Raw genomic sequence first — 22,494 nt, forward strand, 5'->3', positions numbered from 1 at the left:
GCCCTGGTCCGAGGTTGCGTGAGATCCGGCGGAAGTCTCGCCGAACTCCGGGAGCGGCGCAGCGTTTTCACGTAGTCGGGCCGGGTAGTCGCGGGGCGAAAGCCCGGGAAGCCGGGAGTGTCCGGAATGATGGATTTCGCCGACAACGTTGCGTAATCGGGCGACTACACAGCATGATGGTGGCGGCGACCGCAGCCATGTGTCGTTCGTGCCTCCCTGGGGAGGCCGGCGCGAACGACCGGGGGGATGCACGAGGGGCTGCTCGCGCGAAGTCGGTAGGTACTGCAAGGGGGGACGTGTACAGATGGGCATGATCACTGACTGGCCGTCACTGGCGGCGTGTCAGAACGGAGACCCGGACGCGTTGTTCGTACAGGGCGCCGAACAGAACGTGGCGAAGAGGATCTGCCGGAGCTGCCCAGTTCGGTACGAGTGCCTGGCCGACGCGCTCGACAACCGGATCGAGTTCGGCGTGTGGGGTGGCATGACCGAGCGCGAGCGCCGGGCGTTGCTGCGCCGTCACCCGCAGGTGACCAGCTGGCGCAAGATGTTCGAGGCGGCCATGAAGAAGAACGCCAAGGAGAAGGCCGGCAAGGACAAGGTCCTGGTCACCACGGCCACCTGACCGGCCCGGTCAGCTCCGGCTGATCGCCTCGCCGATCGTCCGCAGCCCGTCGACGTCGTGCACGTCGGCGGGCTGCGCGGTCACCGACACCGCCGGCACCGCCGGGAACGCCTCGGTGAACCGGGCCGCCACCCGCTCCTCGCGTACCGCCTGCTGGGCCAGCGCGGCGTGCGCGCGCAACACCTCGGCGGCGCCCTCGTGCCCGCCCATGCCGGCCAGCCGCTCCGCGGCGGCCAGGCTCTCCGCCGCGGACAGGTCCGCCGCCGGCCGGTGCACCCGGTTGAGCACCAGCCCGGCCAGCGGCATCCGCTCTTCGCGCAGGCGGCCGGCGAAGTAGGCGGCCTCCCGGACCGCGTCCGGCTCCGGCGCCGCGACCAGCAGGAACGCCGTCTCCCGGGCCTGCAGGATCCGGTACGTCTGTTCGGCGCGCTGCCGGAACCCGCCGAACATCGAGTCGAGGGCGGCCACGAAGCCGGACAGGTCGGTGAGCAGCTGGGCGCCGATCACCTTCTGCACCACCTTGGAGAACATCCCGAAGCTCGCCGTGACCAGGCTGAACATGCTCCGCCCGCCGCTGCGCGCGGGGGCCAGCAGCAGCCGCAGCATCCGGCCGTCGAGGAACCGGGAGAGCCGGGCCGGCGCGTCAAGGAAGTCGAGCGCGGACCGCGACGGCGGCGTGTCCACCACGATCAGGTCCCACTCGCCCCGGGCGTGCAACTGGCCCAGCTTCTCCATCGCCATGTATTCCTGCGTGCCGGCGAAGGTGGAGCTCATGGCCTGGTAGAAGGGGTTGGCGAAGATCTCCGCCGCCTTCGCCGGGTCGGTGTGCTGAAGCACCACGTCGTCGAACGTGCGCTTCATGTCCAGCATCATGGCGTGCAGTTCGCCGCCGCTGGCCTCGACGTCGATGCCCTTGACCTGGCGGGGTGTGTTGTCCAGCTCGGTCAGGCCGAGCGACTGCGCCAGCCGGCGGGCCGGGTCGATGGTGAGCACCACCGTCCGCCGGCCGTGCCGCTCGGCGGCCCGCAACGCCAGCGCCGCGGCGGTGGTCGTCTTGCCCACTCCGCCCGCCCCGCAGCAGACCACGATCCGTACGCCGTCGTCGGCGAGGATCTGGTCGACGTCGAGCGGAGGCGCCGCGTCTTCGGAAGGCACCAATCGAGCGTATCGGTCCCGAGGGGCACTCTGCTCCGTGCCGGCCGCAGGTGTGAGTCAATCCGCCCGGACGAGGGCCTCGGCGAGCGTCTCCAGCCCGGCCCGGTCGACCCCGTCGGGCAGCAGCGGCAACTCGACCAGGGGCAGGCCGAGATCCACCAGGTCACCGCGGAGCGAGTCCTCCAGCTCACGGCGTACCTGCTGGTCACGAGCCTCCTCGACGAGCCCGGCCACGGTCGGGCCGTCGGTCGGCAGGCCGGCGGCGGCCAGCCCGCGCTTCAGCTCGGCCGCCGTCACCGCCCGCCCGGCCGGCACCGGCGGGCGGACGCCGTTGACGATCACCCGGCCGACCGGGAAACCGAGCTGGGTCAGCTCCGCCACCGCGTCGAGCGTCTCCTGGACCGGCATCTCCTCCAGCAGCGTGACCACGTGCACGGCGGTCATCGGCGACCGGAGCAGCGCGGAGACACCGTCGCTCTGGGTCTTGATCGGGCCGACCTTGGCCAGCCGGGCGGTCTCCGCCGTCACGTTGAGGAAGCGGCCGATCCGCCCGGTCGGCGGCGCGTCCAGCACCACCGCGTCGTACGTCCGGCGCGACCCGCTGGTCCGGGTGGTCGCCTCCTTGACCTTGCCGGTGAGCAGCACGTCGCGCAGGCCCGGCGCGATGGTGGTGGCGAAGTCGATCGCGCCGAGCTTGCGCAGCGCCCGGCCGGCGGCGCCGAGCTTGTAGAACATGTCCAGGTATTCGAGGAGCGCCTCCTCGGCGTCGACCGCCAGCGCCCGCACCTCACCGCCGCCTGGCGCGTCGGCGAGGTGCCGTTCCTCGTACGGCAGCGGGTCGGTGCCGAACAACTGGGCGATGCCCTGCCGGCCCTCCACCTCGACGAGCAGGGTGCGCCGGCCCCCGGCGGCCAGGCCGAGGGCCAGCGCGGCGGCCACGCTCGTCTTACCCGTGCCGCCCTTGCCGGTCACCACGTGCAGGCGGGCCGGCCATCTGCCGGCGGACTCGGCCGGCTGCTCACTAGCTGCCACCCGTCGAGCCTAACCAGCCGTTGGGACCAGCTCTGTCCGGCCGGTGGGATCAGCCGACCTCGCAGACCCACCAACCCGTCTTCCGCACCACGGTGAAGCGCAGCGCCTGCTCGGCGACCTTCTCGTCGGCGGTGGTCATGGTCACCCGGGCGGAGACGGTGGCCCGGTCGCCGGTCTGGTTGTCGACTGTCGGGGTGGCCCAGCGGAACCGGGGGTTCTGGTACTGCGCGACGTACTCCCGCACCTCGGCGACCTTGGTGGCGATCCTCTCGTCGTCGCGGGCCGCCGAGCAGACGAACGCGGCCGCCTTCTCGGCGTCGCGCTCCTGGTAGACGGCCTTGAGGAAGCCGTCCACCGCGACCTGCGGCTCCTTCGCGCCCTGGCCGTCCTCGCTGTCGCGCAGCGCGAGGAACGCGGCAGTGCCCCCACCGCCGCAGAGCAGGACGGCGGCGGCCAGCACCAGCGAAGCGATCAGCGCGGCCGGTCGCTTGCGCGGCTGCGTGCCGCCGGACGGGTACGCCGGCGGACCGGCTGTGGGAGGGGATCCCGGCGGCGCGCCGCCGGGAGGCGGCGGTTGCGGATTCGGGTCGCCGGGCGTGCCGGCGTCGCCACCGGCGGGTGGTTGGGTCATCTGTCTCCCCCGGGTTGCGGCTCCCGTCGCCGCCCCAGGCGACGGGCACGGGTCGAGGTGTGCGGGCGCGCGTCGGCGCGCGTCCAGCCGGAAGGGTAACGGTCGGCGAGGCGCTTGCCAGCCCCGCGTACACGCCCCATCGGACGGAAACCGGCTATCGCCTTCCCGACCAGCCTTGTGTCGTAAATGTGACTCGACGTGACCAGGCGTGCGCGTCCCGTTGCCGGGAGTTGGTGGAGGCTCTACGTTCGTCCAGACGCGGAGAGCCGGACCGGGGACGGTTCCGAGCCGAATGGCGGTTTTGGTGAACAGGTACGACGCCCGGAGGCGACGGATGCGCGACGCGGAGAACAGTCCCCGAGCCCAGTTTCCGGGCGACTGGGCCGGGCGGCCGGGGGAGGCGGAGCTGCCGTTCAACGAGCGGTCCTACGGCCTTCCCGCCGAGGTGGTCCGGACGCTTCCCCGCCCCGGCGGGAAGGGGCGGGACGAGGACGAGCCCGGCTACGTCATCCACCTGCCGGTCCGGGTATCCGACCTGGCGGCGGCCACCGCGCTCGCCGGCACCGTGGCGACCTCGCTCGGCTTCCTCGTGGAGCTGGACGCGGGCGAGACCACCGTCTCCACCGCCGACGACCAGAACAACAGGCACCGGGTCTTCTGCGACCTGCTGCTGCCCGACCGCAGCCGGTGTCCGCAGCCCTTCGAGCACGAGGGCCCGTGCGGCGAGCCGCCACTGCCGCCGGAGCCGCGTCCCGCGTCCTGGTGACGGCGGCGGACCGTAGGCTGTGCCTGACCGAAGTCCAAGTCAGGCAAGGGAGCCCTCCTCCGATGCAGAAGTGGGAATACGCCACGGTGCCGCTGCTGGTCCACGCGACCAAGCAGATCCTCGACAACTGGGGCGAGGACGGCTGGGAACTGGTCTCCGTGGTCCCCGGCCCGAACCCGGAGCAGCTCGTCGCGTACCTGAAGCGTCCGAAGGGCTGACCCGGATGAGCAACGGACCCCACGCGAAGCTCGCCGAACTCGGCCTCGAACTGCCCGAGGTGGTGCCGCCGGTGGCCAGCTACGTGCCGGCCGTCCAGTCCGGGCAGCACGTCTACGTCTCCGGCCAGTTGCCGATGGCCGAGGGCAAGCTGCTCGCCACCGGGAAGGTCGGCAACGGCGTCTCGGCCGAGCAGGCGAAGGACCTGGCGCAGCGGTGCGCGCTCAACGCGCTCGCCGCGATCGACGCACTGGTCGGGCTGGAGAACGTGGTGAAGGTCGTGAAGCTGACCGGCTTCGTGGCCAGCGCACCGGGCTTCACCGGACAGCCCGGCGTGATCAACGGCGCCTCCGACCTGTTCGGCGCCGTGTTCGGCGAGGCCGGGCGCCACGCCCGCAGCGCCGTGGGCGTGGCCGAGCTGCCCCTCGACGCCCCGGTAGAGGTAGAGGTCATCGTCGAGGTCGCGTGACCCGGCCGTTCCCCCGCCCGCGATCTTGCGGTTGCCGCCCCGGCAGAAGCCCCAGACGGGGACAAAGCTCGGGCCGGTACCGCAAGATCGCGGGGAGCGGCGGGCGGAGTCGTACGATCGCAGCCATGGGTGGGCGGATGGCCGGGGCCGCGGGAGCGCTCGCGGAGGAGCTGCCGGCGTGGGTGACGTTGCTGCGTGCGCCGAACCCGGGGCCGATGACGCTCGACGGGACGAACACGTGGGTCCTGCGGGCCGGGCCGGACGCGCCGGCCGTCGTGGTCGACCCCGGGCCGGCCGACGAGGGTCATCTGGCCGCGATCGCGGCGCAGGGGCCGATCGGGCTCGTGCTGATCACGCACGGGCACGCGGACCACACCGAGGGCGCGCCCCGGCTGCGCGAACTGCTCGACGGCGTGCCGGTGCTCGCCGCCGACCCGGCGCACACCGCCGGAGGCGAGCCGCTCACCGCCGACACCACCCTCGACCTGGGGCTGGACCTGCGGCTGCTGCCCACCCCCGGGCACACCGCCGACTCGGTCTGCCTGCTCGCCGCGCACGACGGCGACCGCGTCGTGCTGACCGGTGACACCATCCTCGGCCGTGGCACCACAGTGGTCGCCCACCCGGACGGGCACCTCGGCGACTACCTGTCGAGCCTTGAACTGCTCTCCGCGTACCGGGAGATCCCGGCGCTGCCGGGCCACGGCCCGGCGCTCGCCGACTGCGGGGTGGCGGCCGACTTCTACCTGGCCCACCGGCGGGCCCGGCTGGACCAGGTGCGCGCCGCCGTCGCCGCGGGCGCCACCACCGCGGCCGAGGTGGTGGCGGTGGTCTACGCCGACGTCGACAGGTCGCTGTGGTGGGCCGCCGAGTGGTCGGTCCGGGCCCAGCTCGAACACCTCGGAGTGGAGCAGCCGTGACCTGCCCGGTGTGCGGAACCGTTGCCGTGCCCGGGGCGCGGTTCTGCCACAACTGCGGGGCGGCGCTGCCTGCCGCCGCCACACTGCCCGCCGCCGAGCGCCGTGTGGTGACAGTGCTCTTCGGCGACCTGTCCGACTTCACCTCCTGGTCGGAGGACCTGGACCCGGAACGGGTCGGCGCGGTCACCGACCGGGTGCTCGCCGCCCTCGCGGGTGCGGTGAAGACGTTCGGCGGGCACGTCGACAAGCTGACCGGCGACGGGATCATGGCGGTCTTCGGCGCCCCGGTCGCGCACGAGGACGACGCCGAGCGGGCGGTCCGCGCCGCGCTGTCCATGCAGCGCGCGGTGCGGCGGGTGCTCGACGACGAGCGCGGCGGCGGCGCACCGCTGGGCCTGCGTGTCGGCCTCAACACCGGGGACGTGATCGCGGGCATCCAGGCGGCGATCGAGTACACGGTCATCGGCGACACGGTGAACACCGCCGCCCGGCTGGCCGACGCCGCCGCCGTCGGCGCGGTCTACGCCGGGGCGCGTACCTCCGCCGCCACCCGGCATGTCGCGTCCTGGCGGGCGCTGCGCCCGCTGCGGCTCAAGGGCAAGCGGGAGCCGGTCGAGGCGTACGAGCTGCTGGGCCTGCTCGACGCGCCCGGCACCCGGTCCGGCCTCGGCGACGAGGCGCCGTTCGTGGGCCGGGAGACCGAGATCGGCCGGGTTGCCGGCCGGCTCGCCGAGGTGATCGACCGGGGCGAGCCCCGGGTGCTGCTGATGACCGCCGAGGCCGGGATCGGCAAGTCCCGGTTCGCTGCCGAGGTGGAACGCCTCGCCGCCGGCTACGACGTCGGCGCCGGGCGGTACGCGGCGCACACCGGCGCCCGGGTGCTGTCGGTGCGCTGCGCGGCGTTCGGCGAACGCCGCCGGCTGGCGCCGCTGGCCGACCTGGTCCGGGCCGCCGTCGGCCTGCCAGGTGACGCGGCCACGGCGGTGACGCGGGCGGCCGTCGAGGAGCGGCTGCGCCGCCTCGGCCAGCGCCTGTCCCGGCTGCCCGGCGACCCGCCGCCGATCGCCGTGGACCAGCTCCTGGCCCTGCTCGGGTACGCCGAACTCCCGCCCGCCACGGAGAACGGCGAGTGGAACGCGGCCGGGCCGCCACCCGACGACGAGGCGGTGCCGACCGCTGTCGCGGACCTGCTCAGCGCGCTCGCCGGTGAGGCGCCGCTGGTGATCGTGGTGGACGACCTGCACGACGCCACCGCCGAGACGCTCAAGGCGCTGGCGCTGACCCTCAACCGGCTCAGCGGGCCGGTGCTGGTGCTGCTGCTCGGCCGCCCCGAGCTGGTACGCACCGCCGGCGCGCTCACCCGCGTCGCGGACGCCGAGGTGCACGCGCTGCCGCCGCTGCGCGGCGCGGACGCCTCCCGGCTGCTCACCAGCTACCTGTCCGGTGGCCGCATGCCCCAGGCCGACACGGACCGGCTGCTCGCCACCGCGCAGGGCAATCCGTTCTACCTGGCCGAGCTGGTCACGTTGCTGATGGAGCGCGGAGCGCTCACCGCCGGGCCCGGCCGGGGCGTCGATGTCGGCTGGCGGCTCGCACCCGGTTCGCTCGGCAGCCGGCTGCTCTCCCGGGACCTGGCCGCAGTGCTCGCGGCGCGTATCGACGCGCTGCCGCCGAACGCCCGCTCGGCACTGCGCGACGCCGCGGTGGTGGGCGACACCGTACCGGCGGGCGCGCTGGAGGCGCTGCGAGAGCAGCGGGTCGGACGCGACGGGCGGCCCGCCGCGGTGGCCGCCGTCGAGGAGGACCGGGCGGTGGAGGAGCTGCTGCAACGGCGCATGCTGCACCGCACCCGCAGCGGGTTCGCCTTCGCCACCCCGCTGATGCGCGAGGCCGCGTACGCCGGGGTGAGCAAGGCCGAACTGGCCGAGCGGCACGCGGCGCTGGCCCGCTGGGCCGCGCCGGAGAGCGTCGACGGGACCGGTGCCGCTCCGGGTGGCACCTTCACCGAGGCCGCCCGGGACGACTTCGTCGCCGAGCACGTGGAGCGGGCCACAGTCCTCGCCGACGCGGTCAAGCTGCGCCCGGACGCACCGGCCCGGGCGGTCACCCCGCTGGGCGTGGCCGCGCTGGGCCGGGCCGCCCGCCGGTCGCTGCGGTCGGGGGAGCCGGCGCTGGCCGTCGAGTACGCCGAGCGCGCCGCCGAGCTGGCCCGCGACGGGGTGCCGGCGGCCGACCGGGTGACGCACGCCCGGGCACTGCTCCAGATCGGCCGCCCGGCCGACGCGCTCGCGTTCGCCGAGAAGATCGCCGCGAACACCGCCGACCCGGCCACCCGGACCGCCGCGCTGCTGCTCGCCGGGCAGGCCCAGCAGACCCTCGGTGACGCCGAGCGGGCCGAGTGCAACTGGCAGGAGGCGTTGCAGGTGGCCACCGAGGCCGGCCTGCCCACCCTGCGGGCGTCGGCGATGCGGCGGCTCGGCATGGCCGACTTCATCGCCGGCCGGCTCGGGCAGGCCAGCAGCCGGCTGGCCGCGTCCTATCAGGTCAGTCTCGCCGCGCGGGATCCCCGCGGCCAGGCGTGGTCGTTGCAGAACCTGGCCTGGGTGACCACCACCCGTGGCGACTTCGCCGGCACGGACGCGGTACTCGGCCGGGCCGCCCGGCTGTTCGCCGAGCTGAAGGACCCGTACGGGCGGGCCTGGCTGCGCGGCACCACGGCGTTCGCCCGGCTGCTCGCGGGCCGGCTGCGGGAGGCGTGCCGGATGGCGCGGGTGTTCCTGCCGTTCGGGGAGCGCGTCGGCGAGGCGTGGGCGGTGGGTACGTTGCGCGCGGTCGAGGCGTACGCCACCGCCGAGCTGGGCGACCTGGCCGAGGCGGACCGGGCCGCGCGCCGCGCGTACCGGGACTTCGCCGAGGTCGGCGACGACTGGGGGCAGGGCTTCGCGCTGGTGGTGCGTGGGGTGGTGGCGCGCGGGCTGGGCGAGCCGGAGCACGCCGGCGACCTGCTCACCGACGCGCTCGAATACGCCGACCGGACCACCCACCCGCTGCTCACCGGCATGGCCGGCACGCTGCGCGGCTTCGTGGCGCTGGACATGGGCGACCACGAGACCGCCGAGCGGGAGGCCCGGTCGGTGCTGACCCGGGTGGAGCCGCACAACCCGCAGGCGCCGGCCCAGGTCGCGCCGCGCGTGCTGCTCGCCATGGCCCGGCTCGCGGCGGGTGATCCGGGCACCGCCGTGGGGCTGCTCGCCCCGGTCGCCACCGGTGCGGCGAACGCGCCCTCGCTGCTGTTCTCCCGGCGGCAGACGATGGCCCGGTACGCCGCCGCGCTGCTCGCCCACGGCCAGCGCGAGCAGGCGCTCGACTGGGCCCAGCGGTCGATCACCGCGCCCGCCGAGGACGTGCGCAGTCAGGTGGTGGCGCGGCTGGTGCTGGCCGAGGCGCTCGACGCCTGCGGTCGCCGGGCCGAGGCGCTGACGAGCGCGGAGGAGGCGGTACGCCTCGCGTACGCCACCGAGCAGCGCAGTGAGCGGATGGTCGCGGACGCGTTGCGGGTGCGCCTCTCCGGCGGCTGATCGCCGCTTGTTCTGACGGTTCCGGGGATGTGTTCGGCCCGGTGGCCGGTTAGCGTGGGTCGGCGACAGTCGTGGATCGACTGTCGCCTCCCGGTGCGCGTACGTGTCACCGGCAGGACACGCTGGGGAGGAACGATGAGGCTGCCGCGCTCGGGCGCCGGCTGGACGATCGCCGTCTTCGGACTCCTCGCGCTGCTGCTCGGCGCGCTCGGTCTGATCTGGCCGGAGACGCAGCTGCGCCTGCTCGGCTTCGAGGTGCCGGCCGAGCGCGCTCCGGGTGACTACACCGGCACGTTCCTCACCGCGTCCTCGATGGCCTCGTTCAACATGGGGGTCTACTACCTGCTCGCCGTCGCCACCGAGTGGCGGCCGTTCTACCGGTTCACCGTGTGGTTCCGCCTGGTCACCTTCACCGTGTTCACCATCGCGGTGCTCTCCGACGTCGCGCCGGACCGCTTCTTCGCGGTCGCCGCGTGGGAGGGGCTGGGCGCGGTCGCGACAGCCGTCGGCCTGTGGTGGGACGCCCGGCGCGGGGCCGCCGTCACGCCCGACTCCGTCCCGGGTCCGGTGCCGGCCACCGACGCGGCGCGCTGACGGGCCCGGATCGTTGGGTATTTTCGAGCCGTGACCGAGACCCCGCCCGGCGCCGTACGGCTGCCCATCGTGCCCGGTCTGACCGACTTGCAGGTGTTCGCCCGGGGCGGCTACGCCACCATCTACCGGGCCACCCAGATCTCGGTGGGCCGCGAGGTCGCGGTGAAGATCGAGAACCGCACGCTGGACAGCGAGCGCGACCAGGCCCGCTTCCTGCGCGAGGCCCGCGCCGCCGGGCGGATGTCGTCACACCCGCACGTGGTCGACCTGTTCGACGTCGGGGTCACCGTCGACCAGCACCCCTACCTCATCATGGAGCTGTGCGACGGCTCGTACGCCGAGCGGATGCGCACCTCCCCGCTGGGCCCGGCGGAGACCCGCGACCTCGGCGTTAAGATCGCCGACGCGCTGGCGCACTCGCACGCGGCGGGCGTCCTGCACCGCGACGTCAAGCCGGCGAACATCCTGCACTCCGAGTTCAACTCGGCCGTACTCGCCGACTTCGGCCTGGCGGTGCTCGCCGAGTTCCGTGACTCCTCGGTCATGCTGGAGGCGCTCACCCCGGCGTACGCGCCGCCGGAGACGTTTAACCACAGCCCGCCCACGCCCGCCGTGGACGTCTACTCGCTGTGCGCCACGCTCTACGCGCTGATGTACGGCCGCCCGCCGCGCTGGCACTCCGAACGCAACCCGAGCCTGGTCACCGTGCTGGAGATGTTCCAGCAGCCGATCCCGGGCCTGCCCGGCGTGCCCGGCGAGCTGATCGACGTACTCCGGTTGGGCATGTCGAACGACCCGGGCGCGCGGCCCTCGGCGGTCGAGCTGCGTGGCCTGCTCGCCTCGCTGCCGCTGGACGGCGCCCCGGCGACCGGCGGCCTGTACGACGGCGGCCGGTTCCACAGCGGCGGTGGGCCGAACCCGCGACCGCCCTCGGACGACGACCACCCGACGGTGGCCTCGCGTGGCCGCCGCTGGCCCCGGCGCTGGTTCCTCGGCGGCGCCGGGGTGCTCGCGCTCGCCGCCTCGGCCGGAGGCGGCTGGGTGGCCGCCGGCCACACGCCGGCCGCCGTGCCGACGCCGGCAACAAGCGGTGTGGCCGGGGCGGCGCCGGCACCGGGATGCGCGTCCGCCGACGTGCGGTTGCCCGCCGGGGCGCGCTGCGCGGACGAGCTGGAGTGCTTCGGTCCGGTACGGCTGCGCCGCGACCGCGCCGAGGCGAGCCGGGTGCCGTGCGACGGCCAGCACACCTGGGAGACCTACGCCGCCGGTGACCTGCCGGCGGGGCTCACCGGTGCCCGGCACGAGAAGGTCGCGGCCGACCCGGCCGTCGGCAAGGTGTGCAACGCCGACACGTTCCGGCTGGTCAGCGGCGGCAAGTCGGCGAGCGGGTGGAACCTGGAGGTGCTGCCGCCGGAGGCCGAGGCGGACCGCACCTACCGCTGCCTGGCGGGCCGGGGCGTCAACGCGCTCGCCGGCCCCACGCTCACCGGTCGCTGAGCCCGTTCACGGTCCGGCCCTGCCGCACCGACCTCGGGTCGAGCGTCTCCAGCGTGTCGGCGTCCACGGCTGCCGGCGTCCGCATGCCGCGTACCACCCGTGGGTCCAGCGTCTCCAGCGTGTCCGCGTCGATCGGCTGACCCGCCGGGGTGCGCAGGTTCCGTACCGCGCGCGGGTCGATCGCCTCGAGCGTGTCGGCGTCCACCCCGTAGCCGGCGTGGGGGACCGGCCAGCTCTCGGACTGCGGAGCCGGCACGCCGGTGCCGCCGGGCTGGCGGGCGGCGGTGATCGTCACTCCCGCGATCATGGCGAGCAGGACGCAGGCCAGGGCCAGCACGACCGACAGGATGCCGGGCGGACGCCACACGGCGAGGGCCACCACCGCCGCCACCGTCGCCATGGACGCGACGACGGCCTTCACCCGCGCATCGGGCTTCGGGAACGATCTCACCCGACAAGCATGGCCCAGCACGTCGACCTGTCAACCGGCGGGATGAGACGGCTTCCCGTCAGCAACGCTCCACTTCGGAGCGGCGAGTAGCGACGATCGAGAAAAAATCGTTACATCCTTTGGTCGTTTGTCGTATCGATCCCCGTTTGGGGTCCACCAGCGTGTCCCTCGATCCCTAGAGTGACGAGGGTCGAGGTCTCCTCGACGCACTTGTTCCCCGACGGAAGGCAGCCTCATGCCCCGTACATTCCGATCCCTGGCCGCAACCGGGATCGCCGGCGTCCTCCTCGCCGGACCGGCCGTCGCGCCCGCCGCCGCGGCGACCCCGCAACCGCCCGCGTACGACAGGACCAGCGCCGCCGAGGCACGCCGTGTCGACCGCGTGCCGACGCCGAAGCTCGACTGGTACGCCTGCTACGACTACGCCGAGTGCGCCACGGTCCGGCTGCCGCTGGACTACGACAACCCGAAGGGCGCCACCACCGAGGTCGCCCTGCTGCGGGTCAAGGCCCGCGACCAGCAGCACAAGGTCGGCAGCCTCTTCCTCAACCCGGGCGGCCCGGGTGGCTCCGGCACCGGCATCGCGCTCGCCGCGCCCTACTTCCTCGGCGACGACCTGCTCGACCGCTTCGACATCGTCGGCGTCGACCCGCGCGGCGTCGAGGCCAGCGACAACATCAAGTGCTTCCGCTCGGTGAAGGACCAGACCCGGGCGTACGCCGGGCTGAACGTCGCGTTCCCGTGGACCAAGGCGGAGGAGAAGGCGTACGTCGCCGCGTCCAAGGCGGTCGGCAAGGCGTGCTCCACCACCGGCAAGCCGCTGACCGGCGCGGCGTCCACCGCCGAGGTGGCCCGCGACATGGACGTGCTGCGCCGGGCCGTCGGCGACAAGTTGCTCAGCTACCTCGGCTTCAGCTACGGCACCGCGCTGGGCCAGTACTACGCCAACATGTTCCCGGACCGCTTCCGCGCGCTCGTCGTCGACGGCGTGCTCGACCCGAACGCCTGGGTCGGCCAGGGCAGCGCCCGCAACCAGCTCCAGGAGACGCGGCTGCGCAGCGCCGACGGCGCCTACCGGGCCCTGCGCGAGATCCTCGTCCGGTGCGGCAAGGCCGGCGCCGATAAGTGCGAGGTGGCCGCCCACGGCAACCCGCTGGCCGTGTACGACACGGTGGCCAAGCGGCTGCGCAAGAAGCCGGTGGTGATCGACGACCCGGACTTCGGCTCGTTCACCGTCAGCTACGCCGACTTCGTCGGGGCCACGCTCGGTTCGCTCTACGACCCGTACGGCTGGCAGTCGGTGGTCGAGATCACCGTCGAGCTTCTGGCGCTGACCGACCCGGCCGCCGGCAAGGCCGCCACCGCGTCGGCCCGCAAGGCGCTCGCCGCCCGCGCCGCGCAGGCCCGGGAGCAGCGGGGGTACGACTTCCCGTACGACAACGGGCTGGAGACGTTCCTGACCGTCGACTGCACCGACGCGTACCACCCGAAGAACGCCGACGCCTGGCCGGCGCTGTCGGCGAAGGAGGACAAGCGTGCGCCGTACTTCGGTCGGGCGTGGGCCTGGGGCACCTCGCCCTGTGCCCGCAACACCTGGACGGTGCGGGACGAGGACGCCTGGACCGGGCCGTTCAACCGGGTGACCGCCGCTCCGGTGCTGGTGGTCGGCAACTACTGGGACCCGGCGACCAACTACCAGGGCGCGGTCAGCTCGGCGAAGCTGCTGCCGAACAGCCGTCTGCTGAGCAGCGACAGCTGGGGGCACACCGCGTACGGCACCTCGGCGTGCGCGACCGGCCGGATCGACGCCTACCTGCTCACCGGCAAGCTGCCGGCCAAGGGCACGCTCTGCGTCGGTGACGCGCAGCCGTTCCAGGAGGAGGCGTCGGCCGAGCGGGCGGACGCGTCGAAGAGCGAGCTGGCCCGGGCCGGCGAGCCGAGGCGGGGCGAGCCGAAGCGGCTGCCGCCGGTGGCGACGCCGCGTCCGGCGGTCGGCTCGCTGACCGTCCGCTGATGGACCCCCGGGGTACGGCGGGTGATCGGGCACCCGCCGTACCCCGGGCCCACCCGGCGCTCGACGAGGCGAGAAACGTCATGGGTGTCAAAGCGGGCCGGAGGCACCCATGACGTTCCACTCACCGGACGGGTGGGTCAGTAGGACTTGTCCTGGCCGAGGACGTGCTGGGCGACGAAGTTGAGGATCATCTCCCGGCTCACCGGCGCGATCCGTCCGGCGCGTACCGCGCCGAGCAGCGTCGACACGCCGTACTCGGTGGTCATGCCGGCTCCACCGAGCGCCTGCACGGCGGTGTCGACGGCGAGTGCGGCGGCCTCGCCCGCCGCGTACTTGGCCATGTTGCCCGAGATGCCGGCTTCCAGGTCGCGGCCCGCGTCGTAGAGCGTGGCCGCCTTGTAGATCATCAGCCGGGCCAGCTCGACCTGGACGGCCGCGTGTGCCAGCGGGTGCGACACGCCCTGGTGGGAGCCGATCGAGTTCCCGCCCCACACCTTGCGGGTGGACGTGTAGTCGCTGGCCTTGTCGATCGCGTACCGGCCGGTGCCGGCACCCATCGCGGCCACCGTGATGCGCTCCGGGTTGAGCCCGGCGAACAGCGCCGGGAGGCCGGCGTCCAGCGACTCGCCGACGAGCGCGTCGGCGGGGAGCCGGACGTCGTCGAGGAAGAGCATGAACTGGTTCTCCGGCGACAGGATCTCCATGTCCAGCTTGGACTTCTCGAAACCGGGCGCGTCGGTCGGCACGATGAACAGGGCCGGCTTGAGCTTGCCGGTGGACGCGTCCTCGGTGCGGGCGACCACGAGCACGTGCCCCGCCTCGTCCACCCCGGAGATGTAGATCTTCCGGCCGCTGAGCAGCCAGTCGTCGCCGTCACGGCGGGCCACTGTGGCGAGACGGTGGAAGTTCGAACCGGCGTCCGGCTCGGTGATCGCGAAGACGATCTTCTGGGAGCCGTCGGCGAGACCGGGGAGGTGCTTCTTGCGCTGCTCCTCCGTGCCGTGCCTGTGGATGATCGTGGCGGCGATGGCGGGGGAGACCACGAGCAGCAGCAGCGGGCAGCCCGCCGCCGCCAGTTCCTCGCAGACGAGCGTCAGGTCGGTGATGCCGCCGCCACCGCCGCCGTACTCGGTGGGGATGTTGACGCCCAGGTAGCCCAGCCGGCCGGCCTCGTGCCACAGCTCGGTGGTGTGCTCACCGGCCTTCGCTTTCGACACGAAGTAGGAGTGGCCGTACTTGCGGCCCAGCTCCCGCACCGCGTCGCGGAGCTGGTCCTGCTCGGGGGTCAGGTCGAAGTTCACTGCGGGTCCTCCTCGGGGTCCACCACGGCAAGTACGGCACCCGTCTCGACCTGGCCGCCGGCCGGTACCGGCAGCTCCGTCACCACGCCGTCGGCGGGGGCGAGCACGGGATGTTCGAGCTTCATCGCTTCCAGCGTCAGCAGCAGGTCACCGGCGGCGACCCGCTGACCGACCTCGACGTGCACCCGGGTCACCGCGCCGGGCAGCGGCGCGAGCAGCGACCCGGCCGCGAGTTCCGCGGTGGGCAGGGGCAGGCGGGGCAGCTCGGTGAGGCTCGCCGCCCCGTCCGGGCCGTCCACGAAGACCGACGACCCCGCCCGGTGTACGCGGAAGGCCAGCCGCACCCCGTCGACGTCGAGCACCACCCGGTCCGGGGCGGCCGCCACCAGCTCGACCACCGGCAGCTCGGTGTTAACAGGGGACCCTTCCTCTACCGGATCCGTTAAGAGGGGGCCCTTCCTTCCCCACTCGGCGAGGGCGCCGGTGCGGTCGAGGCGGTAGTGCACCTCGATCTCCTCGTCACCCGGGCCGGTGAAGCGGGTGACCTGCGGGAAGGACGGCACGTTGCGCCAGCCCGAGGGCAGACCGGCCAGCACCGGCGCGACCGCCCGGCGCGCGGCGGCCCCGGCGAGCGCCGCCGCGAGTGCCGCAACCGGAAGCTGCTCGGCGGGGAGCAGCGGCTCGAACACCTCCGGGTGCCGGTCCAGGAAGCCGGTGTCCAGGTCCACGGCGGCGAACTCCGGGCTGCGCAGCACGCGGACCAGCAGGTCCCGGTTGGTGGCCACGCCGTGCAGCTCGGCGCGGGCGAGTGCGCCGGCCAGCGCCCGGGCCGCCTCGGTGCGGGTGGGCGCCCAGGCGACGAGCTTCGCCAGCATCGAGTCGTAGTGCACGCTCACCGTCGAGCCGTCCACCACACCCGAGTCCAGGCGCAGCCCCCGGGCCGGGCCGAACTCGGCGGCCACCCCGGGGATCGCGAACCGGTGCAGCGTGCCGGTGGCCGGACGGAAACCCTGGGCCGGGTCCTCGGCGCACAGCCGTACCTCGATGGCGTGGCCGTCGGCCGGCGGTGTGGCGGTGACCGGCAGCGGCTCGCCCTCGGCGACGAGCAGTTGCAGCCGGACCAGGTCCAGCCCGGTGGTCAGCTCGGTGACCGGGTGCTCCACCTGGAGGCGGGTGTTCATCTCCAGGAAGTACACCTGACCGTCCGGCGCCAGCAGGAACTCCACCGTGCCGGCACCGACGTAGTCGACGGCCCGCCCGGCCGCCACCGCCGCCTCGTGCAGCGCCGCCCGCACGTCGTCGGGCAGCACGCCCGGCGCCTCCTCGACGATCTTCTGGTGGCGGCGCTGGATGGAGCAGTCGCGTACCCCGAGGGCCACGACGGTGCCGTGGGCGTCGCCGAAGATCTGCACCTCGACGTGCCGGCCGCGTTCCACGTACCGCTCGATGAAGACCGTGCCGTCACCGAACGCCGCCGCCGCCTCGCGGCGCGCGCCCGCGACGGCCTCGGCCAGCCCGGCCGCGTCGCGGACGATCCGCATGCCCCGGCCGCCGCCGCCGGCGGAGGCCTTGACCAGCACCGGGAAGGCGGTCACCTCGGCCGGGTCGGTCCAGGTGGGCAGCATCGGCACGCCCGCGTCGGCGAGCAGCGCCTTGGCGGCCATCTTGTCGCCCATCGCGGCGATCGCCTTCGCCGACGGGCCGACCCACGTCAGGCCCGCGTCGGTCACCGCCGCCGCGAACTCGGCGTTCTCGGCCAGGAAGCCGTAGCCGGGGTGGACGGCGTCAGCGCCGGAGCGCCGGGCCGCGTCCAGGATGGCGTCGATGCGCAGGTACGTCTCGGCCGGTGTGTTGCCTGGTAGCCGGACGGCCTGGTCGGCGTCGGCCACGAACGGCGCGTCGGCGTCCGCGTCGGAGTGCACGGCGACGGTGGCCACGCCGAGGGCGCGGCAGGTGGCGAAGACCCGGCGGGCGATCTCCCCCCGGTTCGCAACCAAGAGCTTCGTGATCAATTTGGGTACGCCCCCTACATCCGGAAGACGCCGAAACCGTCGGCGCCCTTCACCGGTCCGTTGTGGATCGCCGACAGGCACAACCCGAGGACGGTACGGGTGTCCCGGGGGTCGATCACGCCGTCGTCGTAGAGCCGCCCGGACAGGAACAGCGCCCCGGACTGCGACTCAATCTGCTGCTCGACCATCATCCGCATGGCGGCGTCGGTGTCCTCGTCGTACTCGCGTCCCCGGGCGGCGGCCGCCTGCCGGGCCACGATGGACAGCACACCGGCGAGCTGCGCCGGGCCCATCACCGCCGACTTCGCGTTCGGCCAGGTGAAGAGGAACCGCGGCTCGTACGCCCGGCCGCACATGCCGTAGTTGCCGGCGCCGTAGGAGGCGCCCAGGTTGACGGTCAGGTGCGGCACCTTCGAGTTCGACACCGCGTTGATCATCATGGCGCCGTGCTTGATGATGCCGCGCTGCTCGTACTCGGTGCCGACCATGTAGCCGGTGGTGTTCTGGAGGAAGATCAGCGGCGTGTCCGCCGCGTTGGCGAGCTGGATGAACTGGGCCGCCTTCTGCGCCTCCTGGCTGAACAGCACGCCCCGGGCGTTCGCCAGCACACCGACCGGGTAGCCGTGCAGCTCACCCCAGCCGGTGACGAGCGCGGTGCCGTAGCCGGGCTTGAACTCGTCGAACGCGCTGTCGTCGAGCACCCGGGCCAGCACGTCGCGCGGGTCGAACGGCACCTTCAGGTCGGCGCTGGCGATGCCGAGCAGCTCCTCCGGGTCGTACCGGGGCGGCAACGGATCCGGGTTGCGCGGCGCCGGGCCCTGCTTACGCCAGTTGAGCCGGCGGACGCACTGCCGGGCCAGCCGGATGCCGTCGCGCTCGTCCTCGGCGAGAAAGTCGGCCAGGCCGGACGTGGTGGCGTGCATCGCCGCGCCGCCGAGCGACTCGTCGTCGGTGACCTCGCCGGTGGCCATCTTCACCAGCGGCGGTCCGGCCAGGTAGACCTGCGAGCGGTCGCGGATCATGATGGTGAAGTCCGACATGCCCGGCACGTACGCGCCGCCGGCGGTGGCGTTGCCGAAGACCACGCTCACTGTCGGGATCCGCTGCGCCGACAGCCGGGTCAGGTCACGGAACACCCGGCCGCCGGGAATGAAGATCTCCGCCTGGGTGGGCAGGTCCGCGCCGGCCGACTCGACCAGGTTCACCATCGGCAGCCGGTTGGCCGCCGCGATCTCACCCGCCCGCCGGGTCTTCGCCAGCGACCACGGGTTGATCGCGCCGCCGCGTACCGTCGGGTCGTTCGCCACGATGAGGCACTCGACGCCCTCGACCACGCCGATGCCGGTCACGGTGCTGGCGCCGACCGGGAAGTCGGTGCCGAACGCGGCCACCGACGACAGCTCCAGGAACGGGCTGTCCGGGTCGAGCAGCAGCTCGATGCGCTCCCGGGGCAGCAGCTTGCCGCGACCGTGATGGCGGGTCACGTACTTCTCGCCGCCACCGCCCCGGGCCTGGTCGAGTGCCTCCTCCAGTTCGGCGAGGCGTTCCAGCAGCGCCTCCCGGTTGGCGGTGAAGGCGGGCGCGGACGGGTCGATCGTGCTCTGCAGAACTGTCGTGCTCACAGGCCCATGCCCTTCGCGATGATCTCGTTCATGATCTCGGTGGCGCCACCGCCGATGCCGAGCAGCCGGGCGTCGCGGTAGTGCCGCTCCACCTCGGCGTCACGCATGTAACCGAAACCGCCGTGCAGTTGCAGCGCCGCGTCGACGACGAAGTCGCACGCGGACACCGCCACGTTCTTCGCGACCGCGACCTCGGTCACCACCGGCTGCCCGGCGGCGACCCGCTCGGCGACCTCGTGCACGTACGCCCGCGCCGCCTCGGTGCGGGAGTGCATCTCGGCCAGCCTGTGCCGGACGACCTGCCGCCCGACGAGCGGCCGGCCGAACGTCTGGCGGTCCCGGCACCACCGCACCGTCAGGTCCACGCAGCGCTGCGCGGTCGCGTACGCCTGGGTGGCGAGCGAGATCCGCTCGTTGGCGAACTGCTGCATGATGGCGAGGAAACCGGTGTCCTCCGGGCCGACCCGGTTCGTCACCGGGACCCGGACGTCGACGAAGGACAGCTCAGCGGTGTCGGAGCAGTGCCAGCCCAGCTTCTCCAGCCGCCGGCCCACCGTGAAGCCGGGCGTGCCCTTGTCGATCACCAGCAGGCTGACCGAGCCCGAGCCGGGGAAGTCGGTGCAGACAGCAGTGGTGACGAAGTCGGCGCGGACCCCGCTGGTGATGTACGTCTTGGACCCGTTGACGACGTAGTGGTCGCCGTCGCGGACCGCGCAGGTGCGGATGCCCGCCACGTCCGAGCCGCCGTCCGGTTCGGTGATCGCCAGCGCGCCGATCATCGTCCCGGCCAGCGCCGGCCGGACGTACCTGTCGATCAGCCCTTCGTCCTGGGTCTCGACCATGTGCGGCAGCGCGATCCCGTGCGTGAACAACGCGGCGACCAGCCCGGACGACCCACCCGAGCGGATGATCTCCTCGGTGACCACCATCGAGTCGAGCAGGTCGCCGCCGCTGCCGCCGACGGACTCCGGGAAGCCGATGCCGAGCAGGCCGATCTTCGCGGCGGTCTCGTGCAGCGACCGGGGCAGCTCGCCGGCCCGCTCCCAGTCGGACAGGTGCGGCAGCACCTCACGGGTGACGAACGAGCGGGTCAGCTCGCGCAGCTGCCGGCGTTCCGGCGTGTCAACGATGGTCATGCGGGTGCCTCCGTCGGTAGGTCGACCACCCGGGAGCGCAGCAGCTCCCCGAGGGCCTTGGCCTGGGGGTCGAACCGGGTGGAGGCGGCCACGCCCTGCCCGAGCAGGCCTCGGATCACGAAGTTGACAGCGCGCAGGTTCGCCAGCTCGTACCGCTCGACGGTGAGCGCGGCGGTCTCCGGCAGCAGCTCGGCCAGCCGTTCCACACTCAGCCAGTCGCGCAGCCAGGGCCAGGTCGCATCGGTACGCGCCCAGACGCCCAGGTTGGCGTCGCCGCCCTTGTCGCCCGACCGCGCGCCGACCAGCTCACCCAGCGCCCCCCGCCGGGTGCCGTGCAAGGAAGGGCCCCCTGTTAACGCCTCGTGTTGTATAGGGGCCCCCTGCAAACCGCTCGTCACCGTAGGCGGCGCGATCGGCACCCGCTCGCCGGAGGGCAGCACCGCCACGTGCTCGACCGCGTCCTGCGCGATCGTGTCGGCGGTGAACACGCCGTACGGCGTCGCGTCGCCGGGCAGCGTGGTGAGCGTGCAGCCCGGGTAGGAGGCCAGCGCCAGCTCCACCGCCGCCGCCGAGAACGCCCGCCCGGCCCGCGACTTGTCGCCGTCACGCATGTGTACGTGCAGCAGCGCGCTCGCCGCCTCCGTGTCGCCGGTGTCCGGGTGGTCGGTGCGGGCCAGCGTGAACTCCAGCCCCTCCGTGCCGACCGACTCCTCGATCTGGCCCCGGACCAGCGCCGCCTTGGCCGGGATGTCCAGCCCGCACAGCACGAACGTCATCGAGTTGCGGAAGCCGCCGAGGTTGTTGACGCCCACCTTGAGCGTGTCCGGCGGCGGCGTGCCGCGTACCCCGGAGACGCGTACCCGGTCCGGGCCCTCCTGCTCCAGCCGTACCGTGTCCAGCCGGGTCACCACGTCCGGCCCGAGGTAGTCCGGCCCGCCCACCTCGTACAACAGCTGGGCGGTGACCGTCTCGACGGTGACCGCGCCGCCGGTGCCGGCGTGCTTGGTGAGCACCGACGAGCCGTCCGGGTGCAGCTCGGCGATCGGGAAGCCGGGCCGGTGCCCGCCGTCCGGCAACTCGGTGAAGAAGCTGAAGTTGCCGCCGGTGACCTGCGCCCCGCACTCGATCAGGTGCCCGGCCACCGTGGCGCCGGCCAGCGCGTCCAGGTCGTCGCGGGTCCAGCCGAAGCGGGCGATCGCCGGGCCGACAGCCAGCGAGGCGTCGGTGACCCGCCCAGTGACCACCACGTCCGCGCCCGCGTCGAGGCAGGCCGCGATCCCGAACGCGCCCAGGTAGGCGTTGGCGGTCAGCGCGTCCGGCCGCTGGATCGCGTCGCCCTCGACGTACCCGACCCGGACCTGGAGGCCGAGCCGGTCGCCGAGCGACTTGATCGCGTCGGCCAGCCCCGCCGGGTTGAGGCCGCCCGCGTTCGTGACGAGCGTGACGCCGCGTTCCAGCGCGGTGCCGAGCACGCCCTCCAGCTGGCGCAGGAACGTCTTCGCGTAGCCCAGCGACGGGTCACGCATCCGGTCGCGGCCGAGGATGAGCATGGTCAGCTCGGCCAGGTAGTCACCGGTCAGCACGTCCAGCTCGCCGCCGTCGATCATCTCCCGCCAGGCGGTGAAGCGGTCGCCGTAGAAGCCCGACGCGTTCCCGATCCTCAGCACGCTCATGAGGCAACCCCGTCCGCCGGCTCGCGCTTGTCGCCGGGCGGGCCGGCGAACGCCTGGGCCACGTCCAGCCACTCGTCGGCCACCGGCCCGGTGGCAGTCAGGGCCAGGTCGGCGCGGTGCCGGCGCTGGGTGACGAGCAGGCAGAAGTCGAGCACCGGGCCGGTCACCCGGTCGGCCGCGTCGGCCGGACCGAACTCCCACACGTCGCCGCCCGTGGGCGCGGTCAGCTCGACCCGCACCGGCGCCGTGGGCACCTCGCGGCCGTGGGCTGCGAAGCCGTGCCCGAGGGTACGGAAACCGAGGTGCGCGATGTGGCGCAGGCGCCCGGTCGGGGTACGGGTGACACCCAGCGCGTCGGCGACGTCCTCGCCGTGCGCCCACGTCTCCATCAGCCGGGCGGTCGCCATCGAGGTGGGCGACATGCTGGTGCCGTACCAGGGGATCTTCTGCCCGGCCGGGACGGCGGCGAGCGCCCCGGCGAGCGCCGACCGGCCGGCACGCCAGCGGGCCAGCAGCGCGGGCGCCGGTGCGAGGAAGGACTCGGCGCCGTCCTCGACCAGACGCGACGGGTCCGGCGCGGCCATAACCGAGGCGAAGAACGCCGACTCGTCGGTGGCCGCCAGGTAGGCGACGTGGTCGGTCCAGGCCAGGTGCGCGATCTGGTGCGCGACGGTCCAGCCCGGGGCCGGTGTCGGCCGCTCCCATCCCTCCGGCGGCAGGTCCGCGACGAGCGCGTCGAGTTGTTCGGACTCGGCGGCCAGGTCCGCGAGCAGGGCTGTCAGGTCGACCATTGTGCCTCCGG

Annotated in this window: 19 protein-coding genes; 9 read left to right on the forward strand and 10 right to left on the reverse strand. The window is 73.6% G+C overall.

The genetic code is table 11. From position 1 onward, the window contains the following. Positions 1 to 304 precede the first annotated feature (304 nt). The gene (locus ACGFIA_RS12780) at positions 305 to 625 is read left to right on the forward strand and encodes a WhiB family transcriptional regulator (RefSeq protein WP_043327856.1); all 321 of its coding nucleotides are present in this window, start codon (positions 305 to 307) and stop codon (positions 623 to 625) included. Between the two features lie 9 nt (positions 626 to 634). On the opposite strand, the gene ACGFIA_RS12785 is transcribed toward ACGFIA_RS12780, so the two are convergent. The 3 genes from ACGFIA_RS12785 to ACGFIA_RS12795 are packed head-to-tail and all read right to left on the reverse strand — an operon-like array spanning position 635 to position 3,443. Further along, entirely contained in the window at positions 635 to 1,783 is a 1,149-nt protein-coding gene (locus tag ACGFIA_RS12785; protein ID WP_357385387.1) for an ArsA-related P-loop ATPase, read from the reverse strand. A gap of 54 nt (positions 1,784 to 1,837) precedes the next feature. Beyond that, the gene (locus ACGFIA_RS12790) at positions 1,838 to 2,812 is read right to left on the reverse strand and encodes an ArsA-related P-loop ATPase (RefSeq protein WP_357468734.1); all 975 of its coding nucleotides are present in this window, start codon (positions 2,810 to 2,812) and stop codon (positions 1,838 to 1,840) included. 49 nt (positions 2,813 to 2,861) lie between these two features. After that, complete coding sequence (locus tag ACGFIA_RS12795; protein ID WP_357385391.1) at positions 2,862 to 3,443, reverse strand: hypothetical protein; 582 nt, start codon at positions 3,441 to 3,443, stop codon at positions 2,862 to 2,864. A 334-nt stretch (positions 3,444 to 3,777) separates the two neighbouring features. Between ACGFIA_RS12795 and ACGFIA_RS12800 the strand changes: the two genes are divergently transcribed. The 7 genes from ACGFIA_RS12800 (at position 3,778) to ACGFIA_RS12830 (ending at position 11,483) form a co-directional block, all read left to right on the forward strand. Continuing rightward, complete coding sequence (locus ACGFIA_RS12800) at positions 3,778 to 4,209, forward strand: hypothetical protein (protein ID WP_357385580.1); 432 nt, start codon at positions 3,778 to 3,780, stop codon at positions 4,207 to 4,209. 62 nt (positions 4,210 to 4,271) lie between these two features. Continuing rightward, positions 4,272 to 4,427 (forward strand): DUF4177 domain-containing protein, encoded by a 156-nt coding sequence (locus ACGFIA_RS12805; RefSeq protein WP_013289021.1) that lies wholly within the window; start codon positions 4,272 to 4,274, stop codon positions 4,425 to 4,427. A 5-nt stretch (positions 4,428 to 4,432) separates the two neighbouring features. Beyond that, entirely contained in the window at positions 4,433 to 4,894 is a 462-nt protein-coding gene (locus ACGFIA_RS12810; RefSeq protein WP_174535414.1) for a RidA family protein, read from the forward strand. A gap of 125 nt (positions 4,895 to 5,019) precedes the next feature. Continuing rightward, a complete protein-coding gene (locus ACGFIA_RS12815) occupies positions 5,020 to 5,814 on the forward strand; it encodes an MBL fold metallo-hydrolase (RefSeq protein WP_393259937.1) in 795 nt (264 codons plus the stop codon). After that, positions 5,811 to 9,392, forward strand: a complete 3,582-nt coding sequence (locus ACGFIA_RS12820) for an adenylate/guanylate cyclase domain-containing protein (RefSeq protein WP_357385394.1) — start codon at positions 5,811 to 5,813, stop codon at positions 9,390 to 9,392. The genes ACGFIA_RS12815 and ACGFIA_RS12820 overlap by 4 nt, the downstream gene beginning before the upstream one ends. A gap of 135 nt (positions 9,393 to 9,527) precedes the next feature. After that, the gene (locus ACGFIA_RS12825; protein ID WP_357385396.1) at positions 9,528 to 9,986 is read left to right on the forward strand and encodes a hypothetical protein; all 459 of its coding nucleotides are present in this window, start codon (positions 9,528 to 9,530) and stop codon (positions 9,984 to 9,986) included. A 30-nt stretch (positions 9,987 to 10,016) separates the two neighbouring features. After that, positions 10,017 to 11,483 carry a serine/threonine-protein kinase gene (locus tag ACGFIA_RS12830; RefSeq protein ID WP_357385398.1) on the forward strand — a complete coding sequence of 489 codons (1,467 nt, stop codon included), beginning with the start codon at positions 10,017 to 10,019 and terminating at the stop codon, positions 11,481 to 11,483. Here the strand turns inward: ACGFIA_RS12830 and ACGFIA_RS12835 are convergent. Next, positions 11,470 to 11,934, reverse strand: coding sequence for a hypothetical protein (locus ACGFIA_RS12835; RefSeq protein ID WP_357385400.1), 465 nt, complete (start codon positions 11,932 to 11,934; stop codon positions 11,470 to 11,472). The genes ACGFIA_RS12830 and ACGFIA_RS12835 overlap by 14 nt on opposite strands. Before the next feature lie 235 nt (positions 11,935 to 12,169). On the opposite strand from ACGFIA_RS12835, the gene ACGFIA_RS12840 reads away from it, so the two are divergent. Further along, complete coding sequence (locus ACGFIA_RS12840) at positions 12,170 to 13,948, forward strand: alpha/beta hydrolase (RefSeq protein WP_393259942.1); 1,779 nt, start codon at positions 12,170 to 12,172, stop codon at positions 13,946 to 13,948. Between the two features lie 137 nt (positions 13,949 to 14,085). Here ACGFIA_RS12840 and ACGFIA_RS12845 read toward each other — a convergent pair whose 3' ends face one another. The 6 genes from ACGFIA_RS12845 to ACGFIA_RS12870 are packed head-to-tail and all read right to left on the reverse strand — an operon-like array spanning position 14,086 to position 22,483. Beyond that, a complete protein-coding gene (locus ACGFIA_RS12845; protein ID WP_357468749.1) occupies positions 14,086 to 15,249 on the reverse strand; it encodes an acyl-CoA dehydrogenase in 1,164 nt (387 codons plus the stop codon). Then, on the reverse strand, positions 15,246 to 17,261 hold the full coding sequence (locus ACGFIA_RS12850) for a biotin carboxylase N-terminal domain-containing protein (protein WP_357385406.1): 2,016 nt from the start codon (positions 17,259 to 17,261) through the stop codon (positions 15,246 to 15,248). The genes ACGFIA_RS12845 and ACGFIA_RS12850 overlap by 4 nt, the downstream gene beginning before the upstream one ends. A 14-nt stretch (positions 17,262 to 17,275) precedes the next feature. Continuing rightward, the gene (locus ACGFIA_RS12855; RefSeq protein WP_357385408.1) at positions 17,276 to 18,883 is read right to left on the reverse strand and encodes a carboxyl transferase domain-containing protein; all 1,608 of its coding nucleotides are present in this window, start codon (positions 18,881 to 18,883) and stop codon (positions 17,276 to 17,278) included. Continuing rightward, positions 18,880 to 20,019, reverse strand: coding sequence for an acyl-CoA dehydrogenase family protein (locus ACGFIA_RS12860; protein WP_357385409.1), 1,140 nt, complete (start codon positions 20,017 to 20,019; stop codon positions 18,880 to 18,882). The genes ACGFIA_RS12855 and ACGFIA_RS12860 overlap by 4 nt, the downstream gene beginning before the upstream one ends. After that, entirely contained in the window at positions 20,016 to 21,692 is a 1,677-nt protein-coding gene (locus ACGFIA_RS12865) for an acyclic terpene utilization AtuA family protein (protein WP_393259947.1), read from the reverse strand. The genes ACGFIA_RS12860 and ACGFIA_RS12865 overlap by 4 nt, the downstream gene beginning before the upstream one ends. Continuing rightward, on the reverse strand, positions 21,689 to 22,483 hold the full coding sequence (locus ACGFIA_RS12870) for a TIGR03084 family metal-binding protein (RefSeq protein ID WP_393259950.1): 795 nt from the start codon (positions 22,481 to 22,483) through the stop codon (positions 21,689 to 21,691). Before ACGFIA_RS12870 ends, ACGFIA_RS12865 begins: the two co-directional genes overlap by 4 nt. Positions 22,484 to 22,494 lie beyond the last annotated feature (11 nt).

It is taken from the genome of Micromonospora sp. NPDC049203 (assembly GCF_043197215.1).
In the GTDB taxonomy this organism is placed as follows: domain Bacteria; phylum Actinomycetota; class Actinomycetes; order Mycobacteriales; family Micromonosporaceae; genus Micromonospora.

Excerpts from the sequence above, each read along its gene's own strand:
- ACGFIA_RS12815 (WP_393259937.1), top strand. The coding sequence starts at position 5,020 with ATGGGTGGGCGGATGGCCGGGGCCGCGGGAGCGCTCGCGGAGGAGCTG.
- ACGFIA_RS12825 (WP_357385396.1), top strand. The coding sequence starts at position 9,528 with ATGAGGCTGCCGCGCTCGGGCGCCGGCTGGACGATCGCCGTCTTCGGA.
- ACGFIA_RS12780 (WP_043327856.1), top strand. The coding sequence starts at position 305 with ATGGGCATGATCACTGACTGGCCGTCACTGGCGGCGTGTCAGAACGGA.
- ACGFIA_RS12865 (WP_393259947.1), bottom strand. The coding sequence starts at position 21,692 with ATGAGCGTGCTGAGGATCGGGAACGCGTCGGGCTTCTACGGCGACCGC.
- ACGFIA_RS12805 (WP_013289021.1), top strand. The coding sequence starts at position 4,272 with ATGCAGAAGTGGGAATACGCCACGGTGCCGCTGCTGGTCCACGCGACC.
- ACGFIA_RS12840 (WP_393259942.1), top strand. The coding sequence starts at position 12,170 with ATGCCCCGTACATTCCGATCCCTGGCCGCAACCGGGATCGCCGGCGTC.
- ACGFIA_RS12800 (WP_357385580.1), top strand. The coding sequence starts at position 3,778 with ATGCGCGACGCGGAGAACAGTCCCCGAGCCCAGTTTCCGGGCGACTGG.
- ACGFIA_RS12810 (WP_174535414.1), top strand. The coding sequence starts at position 4,433 with ATGAGCAACGGACCCCACGCGAAGCTCGCCGAACTCGGCCTCGAACTG.
- ACGFIA_RS12870 (WP_393259950.1), bottom strand. The coding sequence starts at position 22,483 with ATGGTCGACCTGACAGCCCTGCTCGCGGACCTGGCCGCCGAGTCCGAA.
- ACGFIA_RS12860 (WP_357385409.1), bottom strand. The coding sequence starts at position 20,019 with ATGACCATCGTTGACACGCCGGAACGCCGGCAGCTGCGCGAGCTGACC.
- ACGFIA_RS12795 (WP_357385391.1), bottom strand. The coding sequence starts at position 3,443 with ATGACCCAACCACCCGCCGGTGGCGACGCCGGCACGCCCGGCGACCCG.